10 protein-coding genes are annotated in these 11,606 nt (G+C 65.4%); 2 read left to right on the plus strand and 8 right to left on the minus strand.

Annotation, left to right across the window (positions count from 1 at the left end; all coding sequences use genetic code 11):
• A partial coding sequence (locus tag ABFE16_06160; GenBank protein ID MEN6344872.1) for a hypothetical protein occupies positions 1 to 341 on the minus strand: 341 nt, incomplete at its 3' end.
• A 319-nt stretch (positions 342 to 660) separates the two neighbouring features.
• On the opposite strand from ABFE16_06160, the gene ABFE16_06165 reads away from it, so the two are divergent.
• A complete protein-coding gene (locus ABFE16_06165) occupies positions 661 to 1,785 on the plus strand; it encodes a hypothetical protein (GenBank protein MEN6344873.1) in 1,125 nt (374 codons plus the stop codon).
• Positions 1,786 to 1,898: 113 nt separating this feature from the next.
• On the opposite strand, the gene ABFE16_06170 is transcribed toward ABFE16_06165, so the two are convergent.
• Together ABFE16_06170 and ABFE16_06175 are read right to left on the minus strand one after the other, a co-directional pair.
• Positions 1,899 to 2,711: a sugar phosphate isomerase/epimerase family protein gene (locus tag ABFE16_06170; GenBank protein ID MEN6344874.1), complete on the minus strand. Its 813-nt coding sequence runs from the start codon at positions 2,709 to 2,711 to the stop codon at positions 1,899 to 1,901.
• Positions 2,712 to 2,732: 21 nt separating this feature from the next.
• Positions 2,733 to 3,791 (minus strand): uroporphyrinogen decarboxylase family protein, encoded by a 1,059-nt coding sequence (locus ABFE16_06175; protein ID MEN6344875.1) that lies wholly within the window; start codon positions 3,789 to 3,791, stop codon positions 2,733 to 2,735.
• 219 nt (positions 3,792 to 4,010) lie between these two features.
• On the opposite strand from ABFE16_06175, the gene ABFE16_06180 reads away from it, so the two are divergent.
• On the plus strand, positions 4,011 to 6,122 hold the full coding sequence (locus ABFE16_06180) for a hypothetical protein (protein ID MEN6344876.1): 2,112 nt from the start codon (positions 4,011 to 4,013) through the stop codon (positions 6,120 to 6,122).
• Positions 6,123 to 6,228: 106 nt separating this feature from the next.
• Here ABFE16_06180 and ABFE16_06185 read toward each other — a convergent pair whose 3' ends face one another.
• The 5 genes from ABFE16_06185 to ABFE16_06205 form a co-directional block, all read right to left on the minus strand.
• The gene (locus tag ABFE16_06185; protein ID MEN6344877.1) at positions 6,229 to 7,380 is read right to left on the minus strand and encodes a glycoside hydrolase family 88 protein; all 1,152 of its coding nucleotides are present in this window, start codon (positions 7,378 to 7,380) and stop codon (positions 6,229 to 6,231) included.
• A 73-nt stretch (positions 7,381 to 7,453) separates the two neighbouring features.
• Positions 7,454 to 8,242 (minus strand): SDR family oxidoreductase, encoded by a 789-nt coding sequence (locus ABFE16_06190; protein ID MEN6344878.1) that lies wholly within the window; start codon positions 8,240 to 8,242, stop codon positions 7,454 to 7,456.
• 86 nt (positions 8,243 to 8,328) lie between these two features.
• Positions 8,329 to 9,159: a 5-dehydro-4-deoxy-D-glucuronate isomerase gene (gene kduI, locus ABFE16_06195; protein ID MEN6344879.1), complete on the minus strand. Its 831-nt coding sequence runs from the start codon at positions 9,157 to 9,159 to the stop codon at positions 8,329 to 8,331.
• A 41-nt stretch (positions 9,160 to 9,200) separates the two neighbouring features.
• Positions 9,201 to 10,382 carry a DUF4861 domain-containing protein gene (locus tag ABFE16_06200; protein MEN6344880.1) on the minus strand — a complete coding sequence of 394 codons (1,182 nt, stop codon included), beginning with the start codon at positions 10,380 to 10,382 and terminating at the stop codon, positions 9,201 to 9,203.
• Positions 10,366 to 11,606: MFS transporter (locus ABFE16_06205; GenBank protein ID MEN6344881.1), on the minus strand; the 1,241-nt coding region annotated here is incomplete at its 5' end. The genes ABFE16_06205 and ABFE16_06200, both read right to left, overlap by 17 nt.

The following is an 11,606-nucleotide window of genomic DNA, read 5'->3' on the forward strand; positions in this document are numbered from 1 at the left end:
CCCAGACGCTCGAGGCCGGCCCGGTCGATGCGGCACAGTTGCGGGGTATGCCCCTCAGAGGCCATCAGATCCAGGCACGCACGGACCTGCTCAACTCCCGCCCCCGGTCCGACCGGTGGCAGCAGGAAGGAGTCCTCCGGGTCCGGCCGCCAGGAGAACACACAGATCACCGAGCCGAAGCGGGTGACACGCGCTCCGTAGGCGTGGCGCCAGATGAACAGGTTGGTGAAAGTCAGCTCCGAGGTCTCCGGGCGCAGGTCACGGAAGGCGGCGTGCAGTGCCGGACGGTGCTCCAGACCAAGGTCGGCGAGAACAGGGAACTGGGGGATAGCGTCTACCATAGTGAGACTCCAGGGGGCGCTGGTCTGCGCCGAAGGGGTCCACAACGTCCTGGGATATTGACCACCAGTGGCGCCGCAACCTGCAGGCGCCAGCCCCGTAGGCAGGACTGAGGTGCTGCCCCTTGGGCTCTTCGTCCGGGCGAGGAGGGAATCGCTGGAGGGTGCGTCGAAGGTGTCCGCACGGGTGGGAAGACTGAAGGCATGGGCGAGGAGAGCAGGAGTTTCAGCGAGACCGGGCCGGGGGATACTGTTGATTGTTTCTTGAGCAATACTTAACCGCTTGCTCTACTGGCCTTTGGCGAACGGAGGCGTGCAGCGGATGACGTTCTGGAGACGTGCAGCGGCTCTCGTTGCCTGGGTATCACTCGCAGCCCTTATCTGCGGGGCTTCCCCTGCGGTTGCGGCGGTTGCGACGGTGGACGTGACCAGCATGCGTCTGGCCTACGTGACCGCCAGCCGGCCGGATCATGCGGGACAGTTCGGGCTGCTCTACAACTCCCCGGTCGGCACCACGCCCTTGAGCTCAGACGTTGCCGGTGACGTGATGCGCCTGTCGGAAGACGCCTTCTTCCTCGGCCTCACCGTCCCCGATGTAGCGGTATGGGTCAACCTTACGCCGGACCAGCCCGGCGGGGTGTGTGATCAGCGGCTCGCGAAGACCGGACTGGGTCGCGCTCTCGTGGAGGCCGACTTCCAGCTCAAGCGAGACGGCTGCGCTCTGACGGACCCTCGCACCTCTGAGCTTGGGCAGGCGTTCTGGGAGCGCGTCCGTCGAGTGGCTGCCGGGGGTGCACTGCGCGCCGGCGCTCGCATGTGGATCGTGCCTGGTCCGATGGAACTGGGCGGCGATGACCAGGGCGTGTACCTGCGGAGTATGCGTCTGCTGGTCAGGCTCGAGACGGAGCGGTTCTCCTCCGCCAACTCGCCCTACGGGATGAGCGAGATCGATCGGATCAGCCGCGAACTGGTGCTGCCGGTCATCGAGCAGCGCGTTAACGAGGACCGCATCTATGCCCCGCTGCGGCAGGTGTACGCCGCCATCGTCCTCGCCCGCTGGTACAAGAAGCATGTGCGCGGTTCCGACCTGCCGCACGCGAAGCTGGTGGACGCCAGCAACACCGCGGGGCGCGAATTGACCGATGGCTGGACGCCGCGCCAAGTCTGGGAGGCCTACGTGCGCTCCTACCAGCAGGGGGAGTACGACTTCACGGAGCGCAGCGAGCAGAAGATGGGCAACGTGACGCGCGTCAGCACCCGGCGTTACTTCCGGGGCGGCGTTGACCTGCGGACGCTGCCGCTGCCGACGCCCACACCCCTGGCACCACAGCAGAGCGCCGCAATCCAGACCGCTTTCAGTTCTGGCGTGGCAGTGACGCCCGACGGGATGCTGCTCTTCGCAGCCCCGACGCCTGCACCTACCGCAAGCCCGACGCCGTCACCTTAGCCGGGCCGCAGAACCGCCGATTTGTCAACACTCCCGCAACGCGAAGAGGGGACAGGGTGTTTGCCCTGTCCCCTCCTGTGCTTCTCCTGATCTGTCTGCCGCCAGGGCGACGCCTAACCCTGCACCTGCTTGAGCAGTTCCACCGTCTGGCGCACGCCCTCCAGCATCAGCCAGCGTGAACCCCAGTGCTCGACCGTCGCCACGCCCTCATAGCCGTCGGCGATCAGAGTCTCGAAGACCTTCTTGTAGCTGGTGTCTTCCCAGTCCCACACGGTCTCGATGTTCTTGAAGCGGTTCGGCTTCACGTGGACATGCTTCACGCGGTCCTTGATAAGCGGGTAGCCGACGTCGAAGGGGTGCTCCTCGAGCCTCGCCGCGTTGTTCACATCCCAGGCCACCATGAGGTTGTCGTTGGGTGTGATGGCGTCGATGATCCGGGCGATCTCCGCGCAGGTTCCCGAGCAGGTGCTTCCCTCGGCCTCGAAGCAGAAGTAGACGTCTTCGTCGATGGCCCGCTGCGCGATGGGGGACAGCCGGGTGGCGATCTCGTCGATCAGCTCGTCCAGATTCGGCCGGGGCAAGCTCTTGCGCGTCGGCGTCCAGAAGGCGAAGCCGCGAATGATGCGGGTGTTGAAGGTGTGCGCAAGCTCGCACATGCGGTCGAACCACTTCAGGTGGGTCTGGTGCTCCTCTTCGTTACCCAGGGAGAGCTTGCCCACCGGCGAGCCGATGATTGCGACCCGGGAATCGTAGCGGGCCAGAACCTCCTGAGCTCGCGCCACGTCCTCGTCGGTGCAGTTTTGCACGGCCCGCCCCCAGAGCCCACCACGAAGCTCGATGCAGTGGGCGCCGGCACGGGCGCACAAATCGACTTCTTCCTCGAAGTCGCTGGATACCTCGTCTGCGAATACGCCAACCTCAATCATGATGACACCTCAGGCTCACTATCAGTAGACCCCGTGCTCTTTCACAAGCTGCACGGCGTAACAGTAGTTCTCCCAGCTTACCGTCGGGGGAACGCTGTGGTCGGAGTGGAAGATGTAGCCGCCGCCCTCCATGGCCTTCGGCAGCTTCGACATTACCTCGTTGTAGACGTCCTCCTTCGTGCCGGAGAGTGCACGGACGTCGATGTTGCCGAAGAAGGTGATCTGGTTGCCGTAGAGGTCCTTGAGTTCGCGCACATCCTGCCCGCACTTGGCTTCCAGTGGCTGGATCGCATCGAAACCCACCTTGATGAAGCGCGGGATCAGCGACAGTATCCGCCCGCAGGAGTGGCAGATCAGCCGCTTGCCATGGGCCTTCATCCAGTCGGTAATGTGCTGGTGCGCGGGGAAGAGCAGCTCATCATACAAGGTCGGAGAGAACAGTGTCGAGTTCCGGTACCCGAGGTCGGTGTACATGAAGGTACCGTCCCAGTCGGCCCCGAGCTGCTCCAACAGATCGTATTGGGCGGTGATCAGGCGTGCGTAGGCCATGAAGCAGTCGGCGACCGTCTGCGGGTCGTCCATCATCATCTCAAAGATGCGCACCTGACCCCAGGTCGGCCAGGCACGCTCATAGGGGTCTGGATGACAGATGACCACGTACCGGTCAGTGGCCCGCGCGTCGGCGCACTGCTGCACGATGTCCTGTGCCCAGCGTTCGGTCGCGGGGGTAAGCCGGGGCGCATACTCATACCAGTCGTCGGCCGTCTTGATGAGGTGGTCCAGCCAGTGCGGGGTGTGGCCGGACTCCGTCTTGTGACGTTTCGCGGTCACACCATCGGCGTCAGTCACCGTTCGGTAGGTGTCGTCCTCGCCGACCACCTTCGTCTCCAGCCGGAAGGTGAGATTGGGGCCACCGATCTTGGCGAGGTCCATCCCGAAGTAGTCGACGACGTTCGCGCCCTGCGGGAGACCTTCGCGACGCCAACGCTCATAGGTCTCGCCCCAGGGACTCTCGTCCATGGCAACACGGTCGGGAATCCCGCCGGAGAGGATCGTAGCAACGCGCTCACGCGAGGTCATCGAGGCGGCCTCCAGTTGCAAGGTTGGCTAGGCAGTCAGAACCCTCTGAGGTTCCTCGGAGCGTACCGACAGACCTGCCCGGAGGCGCACCTTTCCTACCCAGAACCGCCGGAGGAGGAGCCGGTAGCCACACAGAGGCCCTTGACGCCCTCCGGTGCTGTAGTATCCTAAGAGGTTGTTGGATTGCGACTGCCCTTGCTGTGACGGTGGAGGACACGAATGGCCCGCACCAAGCCCGTGCGCCGGAGCCTACTTCTTGCTCTGCTGATCCTCATCCCTGTGGCCGCTCTGGCCGATGGCAAGCCCCGCGGCATGTCCATGGTCACCTCGATGCCCGGCTCCGGCTTTGGGATCAACGAGCGTGGACAGCTCGACCCTGGTGGTGCGACGACTCTCAATGTCCCACTGGGTTACACGCTCTCTGCCGGGCAGCAGCTTCTCGGTCTGTGGGGAGGGTCCGCCGGCGGAGAGGGCTTCAACCTCCAGGCAGGTCTCTCTCTCGGGATGCTGGGACCGGCGCAGGGGCTCTCCGTGACCGGTGTCTGGACGGACACCCATGACCCCGTCGCCTACCATGTGCAGAAGCAGTTGTGGGGCGAGACCGTCTCATGGCCTGCGCTGTCGGTGGGAGTCCTCGACGCGAACGAGGACTACGAGGGCGTCGGCCGCAGTTACTACCTCAGTGCCACCAAGCGTCTTGGCACGACCTCTTCCGCGCAGGCTGTACTCCGGGCTGCAGCACCGGCCTGGCCTCCGGGTCCCGTTCCACCCTCTGCGGGCGACCCAGCCAGTTGGGGTACGGCAGCTCTCTCCGGGCAGCGGCTCGGCGCAAGTGCGCTGTCCACTGCCTCCGACCGCCTGAGTATTCCCCTGAGCGCTCAGCCTCCAGTTCTCGACGGCATGCTGGGCACTGACTGGGAGGATGCGGCGCAGGTGCGGCTGACCCTCACGGAAGGCCAGTACCTGCTTCTGGGCGCCAAGCACACCGGTGGGACGCTGTATGTCGTGGCGGCTGTGCCCTCTGACCGGGGACTCACGCCGGGCAGTGAGGCGACAGTGTATCTCGAGACGCCCCGTTCGGCGAGCCGGACCCTCACCAGCCATCATCGAAGCTTCCGTCTCGTCTGGGGTCCCGACAAGGACGAGACGGTTCGCTATGCCGCGACCTCTCCGCAGGGACACTGGGACTACCGTCGCGTGGAAGCCGATGACCGTCGTCCACCTCTGCGCTTCACCGGCGTGGCCTCGGAATCCGGCGACGGCGCCTGGCGCTACCCGGTCTTCGAGTTCGCGATTCCTCTGTCCGAGATCAACGTGGCCGAGGGCGACGAGATCGGCTTTGCGGTAAGCGTCAGCCTTCCCGCCGAGAGTCCCAGGCCTCCACAGACCCGGTCCGAAGCCACCGACCTGGTACGCTGGCCTCTCGGGCGCACGGTCTACACCGGAGGCAACAGCAGCTCCTTCGGCTCGCACCCCGATCAGTGGGGCGACCTTGTGATGGGGCCCAGGACACGCGGCGAAGGGCGTCTTGGAGCTCCAGAGGTGGCGCAGGCCCCGGTCCTTGATGGACGACTGGCCGAAGACGAGTGGAAGGGTGCCGACTCCCGCACCTCGGAACTGGCCTCCGGCGTGAGCCAGACCCTCTATGTGCAGCGCTCTGCAAGCGACCTGTGCCTGGCACTGGTGTCCCGCAGTGATCTTGGCGCACAGCGCGATCAGGTCGTTGAGGCGTACCTCGATCCTGATGGTGACGAAGGCCTGTGGCCACGGCCAGACGACCTTCTCTTGCGCATCACCCAGGGCCAGCCGCCCAAACTCGAAGCCTTCCGCTGGAACGACGGTGCTCGACGCTGGGCCACCCGGGCTGAGGTCGACTTCGAGGCCGCAACCGCCTCGACCCCGACACGCGCCGGCTTCGAGAGCGTGACGGAGCTTGCGATCCCTCTGCACTACCTTCAGGCCCGCGCGGGATCCAGGACGCCGGCAGCACTTCGTGGCACACTGGGCCTTGGTGTCGAGACGCTTCTCACCACCAATCCGGCACGCGTCGCTCGCGCTGCGAACAGCAGGGAGAAGGGCGCCGGCCAGAGCACCTTCGTTACCCTTGGCTGGGGCACCGGCATCTATCACGACCGAGCGATGGGCGGCCTCTCGCATCCGGTTGGCAGCTTCCGGGGCACGGTCGAGTACGACGGCGACCAGTTGAACATGGGGCTGACCGGCGGGCTCTTCGGCTCGCGCAAGGCTCGGCTGACCGTGGGCTACAACGGGGTTAACAGCACGGCGGACGGTGGACCTCTGGTTGGCCTGTCCTTCACCGACCACTTCTGAGCGAGCTTGCCCGAGGCACCTTCAGACTGCGACGCGAACAACGCAGGCCCGGTGCGCGAACACCGGGCCTGTCGCGTGTCTACGACTCGAACCACTGGGTAGGCAGCTACTCCGCAGGGGCTCCCTGCGGACCACTCGCTCGCGCCAGGGCGGCCATCTCACTCGCCGCCAGCAGGAAGGCACCCACGCCGTACTCCTGCGTCATGCTCTCCTCCACACGCCCCGGGGAAGCTCCGACAGGCTGCACGTACCCGAGCCGTCCCTCCTCCCGGACGCAACTCACCAGTCCTCGCCAGGCCTTGAGCGTCGCCGGGAGATAGGTCGCGCGGTCCAGCACCCCGTGGTTGATCCCCCAGGCCAGCCCGAAGCAGAAGAAGCCGCTGCCGCTGGTCTCCGGCACCGGAACCTGCAACGGGTCGAGGAGACTCGGACGCCATAGCCCGTCCTCCTGCTGCAAGGTCACGAGCTTGCCCGCCATCCTCCGCAGGAGATCCTCGTACCTCGCACGACGCGGGTCCTCCTGAGGGAAGGTCTCAAGCAGCCGACACAGGCCGCCGATCACCCAGCCGTTGCCTCGTCCCCAGAACACCTTCTGACCATGCGGCGTGCGCCGCTTGAAGTACCCCGAATCCCGGTAGAGGAGGTTCTCCTGCGGGTCCAGGAGGTACTCCACGGTGTCCCACCACATGCTGTCCATCGCCGTTAGCCACGCGGGGTCCCCGGTGGCTGCGGAAAGCCTCGAGAGCGTTGCCGGGGCCATGAAGAGCGCGTCAGCCCACCACCATTCGTCACGCCCTCGCTCCAGCTCCTCGATCAGCGTGCGACAGGCGCGGAGGGTCCCCTCCAGCATCGTGGGGTCTCGCTCAGCGAGGTACGCGTCCAGGTACACGTGTCCGCAGCACAGGTTGTCGGCCCAGGCATCGCGCTTGCCCAGACGCCGACCGCCTCCGGGTGTCCAGTTGCGGGAGCGTCCCCAGCGCAGAACCGCCTGACGGTACCTATCCTCGCCGGTGGAGCGGTAGGCGGCCCACACCCCTGCATACAGGGTGGCACGCACCCACCCGTTGCTGTCGGGACGGTTTGTGGGAGGACGCCACAGGTTCAGCGCGTAGTCGCAGACTCGCTCGGCGACCGCGTTGACCTCCGCGGCCGTCGGCATCGCGGGTGGTTGCGTCAGGGGTGCAGGCTGAGCACGGCAGCCGAGACAGGACAAGAGTATCGTCAGGGTCGCAAGGGCGCAGTGGACCAGGAAACGCATGCCTTGGGCTCCTTGGCAGGTGAAGTCGCTACAGATGGCGTCAGGGCGTCCGGCGCACACTTCAGCTCCGGGTTCAGCGCCCCAGCCAGCCACCGTCGATGTTCAGAATCGTGCCATTCAGGTAGTCCGCCTGGGGTGAGGCCAGGTACAGACAGCCGCTGGCGATGTCCTCGGGCATGCCCCAACGGCCCTGCGGGATGCGGTCGAGGATGGCTTTGTTGCGGGCCTCGTCCTCGCGAATCTGCCGCGTGTTCTCGGTAACGATGTAGCCCGGGGCGATCGCGTTGACGTTGATCCGCAGCGGCGACCACTCATTCGCCAGTGCCTTGGTGATGCCGGCGACGCCGCTCTTGCTGGCCGTGTAGGCAGGCACAAGGATCCCGCCCTGGAAGGAGAGCAGGGAGGCGATGTTCACGATCTTCAGCCGGGCCTCCGGGGCCGCCTTTTCCATGCCTTCGTGAACCCACCAGCGAGCCACTGCCTGACTCAGGAAGAAGGTCGCGCTCAGATTCAGGCGCAGGACCGCGTTCCAGTCCTCCTCCGTCACTTCGAGCGCAGGGCGACGCAGGATCATCCCCGCGTCGTTGAGCAGGACATCGACGTGTCCATGGCGAGCGACGAGGTCGGCAACGAGTGCCCGCAAGTCTGCCGCGGTCGCCTCCAGCAGATCCACCCGAGCAGCTTCAAAGCTGCCACCGGCTGCCTCGACGGCACTCGCGGTCTCGGACTGGTCGCTCCGAGCTACGCCGATGACGGTGGCTCCCTCGCGACCGAAGGCGACGGCGGCGCCCTGGCCGATTCCGCGACTGGCGCCGGTGATGAGCACTACCTTGCCGCTGAAGGGCTTCGTCTCTTGTGACATGCAGCAACCACCTTCCGAATCAGCCGGCAGAACCGGCGAAGGCGCCCCTCAGTGACTGAGCGGCGCCTCTGTCAGTAGGATTGGGGTCAGCGCAGGCCCGCCACGGCCACGCCGTCCTGATCGTCGAAGTCCTGATTCTCGCCACCCATGGCCCACACGAAGGTGTAGTTGCGCGTCCCCACACCGGAATGGATCGACCAACTCGGTGACAGGACCACCTGCCGGTTGTGGACCACCAGGTGCCGGGTCTCCTCCGGCGCACCCATCAGATGGAAGACTGTGGCGTCTTCCTCGATGTCGAAGTACAGGTACACTTCGCTGCGCCGCTCGTGGGTGTGGGCAGGCATGGTGTTCCACACACTGCCTTCCTCAAGCTCCGTGAACCCCATGACAAGCTGGCAACTGGCGATCCCGGCCGGGTGGATGTACTTGCGGATGGTCCGCACGTTGCAGTCAGGCGTCACACCCAGGTGGACCGCTGCAGCCGTCGTCGAGTGGGCCTGAGTGGTCGGGTACTGAGCATGGGCCGGGTAGCTCACCAGGTAGTACATCGCCGGCTTCGCCCGCACCTCACTCGAGAAGGTGATCTCCCGGCTGCCGCGGCCGATGTACAGACCGTCGCGGTTGTCCATGGCGAAGGTCTTGCCGTCGACGACGATCCTCCCCGGGCCGCCGACGTTGAGCACCCCGATCTCACGGCGCTGGGCGAAGAACTCCGAGGCAATCTCCTTCGAGGTGCCCAGGCTCAGCGGCTCCTTCACGGGGACGGCCGAGCCGACGATGGCCCGGTCGACCTCCACGTAGACCAACTGCAGCTCCCCGGGCGCGAAGAGGTCCTCGATCAGGAAGGTCTCGCGCAACTCGGCGGTGGTCATGCGCTGGAAGCGTGTCTTGTCGGGAAGATAGCGCACCTGCATGGCAGAAGACGTCCTTTCCGTACGGGAGGCTTCCGGGTGGTCTACCCGGCGCCGAGAGTGATCTTGAGGGGTGAGGCAAGGCGCTGCGCGAATCGCGCCAGGTACAGGTTCCAGTCCTCGGCGGAGGCGAAGTCGCCGCTCTTGTCCCAGCCTGCACCGGCCCAGTAGCTCACCGGTTTGCCTGGCGTCGCCGTCACCACCGCCAGGGCATGACCGGCTTCCTGCTTCATCTGCCTGAGCGTAGCCGGGTCCAGAACAGCACCGGTACCGAGGTTCCCGTTGTTGCCGCTGCACTTCTCCCACACACTCATCCAGCCCTCCAGGGGCTTCAGGGCGACCGCTGCGTCCGCCGCATGGACCTGAACACCAAGGGCGATGTCCAGCTCCGGCAGCGGCTTGTCGGGCAGGAAGATGCTCTCGAAGTGGCTCAAGTTCTGTCCCGCGTCGAGGGTGACGCGTTTCACCTCGGAGACCTTGACGCCGTCGACCTCCCAGGGCAGGTAAGTGAGGATGAAGCTCACCCGCACCGGTCCGGCGGCGAGGACCTTCCAGCTTCGGAAGTTGCGTGAGGTGACGAGCTTGCCGTCGCGGTAGACGCCCAGACCGCCGGCCCCACGACCCTTGCCGACCGTATACAGGTCGCAGCCCTCGCCATGGTCGGTGTGGTAGTCGCCCGACTTGTACCACTTGTCGATAACCAGTTCGCGCGTCCGCTTGCACCATACATCGACGCCGCTGCTGGTGAGGGGTTCAGCCTTGTCGGTCTCCAGCGCCGCACCGTACATGCGGTGTGCGATGCGGTCGTTCTCCCAGGCGAAGTCGTCCTTGCGCTCCGGAACGAACCGCCCGAAGGCTCGCACCGGGAACTGCGTACCCGGCCCCTCGAGCGTCGCAAGGATGAAGGCCCTGGTCTCCTTTGGTGCGAAGTCGGCCTGGAAGAGGAACTCGTCCGGCGTACCGTTGGCGTCGCTATCTACCGCCTGGCAAGGGATCTCCTTGCCGGAGGCCTTGTCACGAACCTGCAGCCGATCGGCCTGCGCCTGGGGCAAGGCGGCTACCAGATCCTGCCACGGAAGGCTGATCGTCTCCGAAGGCCGCGCCAGGTCGAGGCCATTGGCGACTGTGACCGAGACCTCTGCGCTCCAGGCAACGCTCAGAAAGCCCGCAGCAAGGCCTAGGGTCGTCAGGAACGTTGCGACAAAGCATCTAGGATTGGTCTTCATGGGTATTGCTCTCCTCCTCTGGTGCAGGAAGGTCGATCTTAACAGGCTCCATCTGCGGCACAAGGATGTGGATGACGAGCAGGGCCAGCAGGTAGGCGCTGCCTGCGATGCAGAAGATCGGCATGTAGCTACCCACCCTCTGCAGGATCACGCCGATGGTTGCCGAGAGCACCATGCCACCGACAGCCCCGGCCATGCCGCCGATGCCGACCACCGACCCTACAGCCCGGCGCGGGAAGGTGTCCGATACCAGCGTGAAGATGTTCGCCGACCAGCCCTGGTGCGCCGAAGCAGCGACGGCAATCAGAAACACTGCGGTCCACAGGTCTTTGGTCATCCCGGCGAAGGTCACCGGCACTACCAGCGAAGCGCACACGAGCATGGCGGTCTTGCGGGCGGCATTGACGCTCCACCCACGCTTCAGAAGATTGGAAGAGAACCAGCCGCCGGCGATGCTCCCCACATCCGCCATCAGGTAGATGGTGATCAGCGGCAGGCTCACCTTCGACAGCGAGATCCCGAAGTTCTTGTCCAGGAACTTGGCCGTCCAGTACAGGTAGAACCACCAGACTGCATCCGGCAGGAACTTCCCGACGATGAAGGCCCAGGTCTGTCGGTAGCCCAGCAGCGGCAGCCAGGGGACCTTCGTAGACGGCTCCGCGGCGTCCTGCATGATGTAGTCGAGTTCGGGCTTCGAGAGCCGAGGGTGCTCGTGCGGGCGATGGTAGATGCGATGCCAGAACAGCAGCCAGATCATGCCAATGGCGCCGGTGGCGTAGAAGGCTTTTTGCCAACCCCAGTTCAGCGTGATCCAGGGGACAGCGAGAGGTGCGACGATCGCCCCCACGTTAGCCCCGGCGTTGAAGATGCCCGTGGCCAGCGCCCGCTCACGTCTGGGAAACCACTCCGCCACCGTCTTGATAGCCGCCGGGAAGTTGCCGGATTCACCCAACCCCAGGCTGAAGCGAGCGGCGGCGAAGCCCGTTACCGACCGGGCGAGACCGTGCGCCATGGCCGCGAGGCTCCAGATGGCCAGCGAGATCGAGTACCCCAGGCGCGTGCCGATGCGGTCAATGATGCCGCCGGCCAGCAGCATACCGATCGCATAGGCGAGCTGGAAGCAGAGAACGATCTTGGCATACTGGGCTTCGTTCCAGCCGATCTCCTTGCCCAGCGTCGGGGCGAGGATGCCGATGACCTGCCGGTCCATGTAGTTGATCGTTG

Source organism: Armatimonadia bacterium (assembly GCA_039679385.1).
In the GTDB taxonomy this organism is placed as follows: domain Bacteria; phylum Armatimonadota; class Zipacnadia; order Zipacnadales; family JABUFB01; genus JAJFTQ01.

What these genes read in the sequence shown, in the direction of transcription:
- ABFE16_06165 (MEN6344873.1), top strand. Translation starts at nt 661, where the DNA reads ATGACGTTCTGGAGACGTGCAGCGGCTCTCGTTGCCTGGGTATCACTC.
- ABFE16_06170 (MEN6344874.1), bottom strand. Translation starts at nt 2,711, where the DNA reads ATGATTGAGGTTGGCGTATTCGCAGACGAGGTATCCAGCGACTTCGAG.
- ABFE16_06175 (MEN6344875.1), bottom strand. Translation starts at nt 3,791, where the DNA reads ATGACCTCGCGTGAGCGCGTTGCTACGATCCTCTCCGGCGGGATTCCC.
- ABFE16_06180 (MEN6344876.1), top strand. Translation starts at nt 4,011, where the DNA reads ATGGCCCGCACCAAGCCCGTGCGCCGGAGCCTACTTCTTGCTCTGCTG.
- ABFE16_06185 (MEN6344877.1), bottom strand. Translation starts at nt 7,380, where the DNA reads ATGCGTTTCCTGGTCCACTGCGCCCTTGCGACCCTGACGATACTCTTG.
- ABFE16_06190 (MEN6344878.1), bottom strand. Translation starts at nt 8,242, where the DNA reads ATGTCACAAGAGACGAAGCCCTTCAGCGGCAAGGTAGTGCTCATCACC.
- kduI (MEN6344879.1), bottom strand. Translation starts at nt 9,159, where the DNA reads ATGCAGGTGCGCTATCTTCCCGACAAGACACGCTTCCAGCGCATGACC.
- ABFE16_06200 (MEN6344880.1), bottom strand. Translation starts at nt 10,382, where the DNA reads ATGAAGACCAATCCTAGATGCTTTGTCGCAACGTTCCTGACGACCCTA.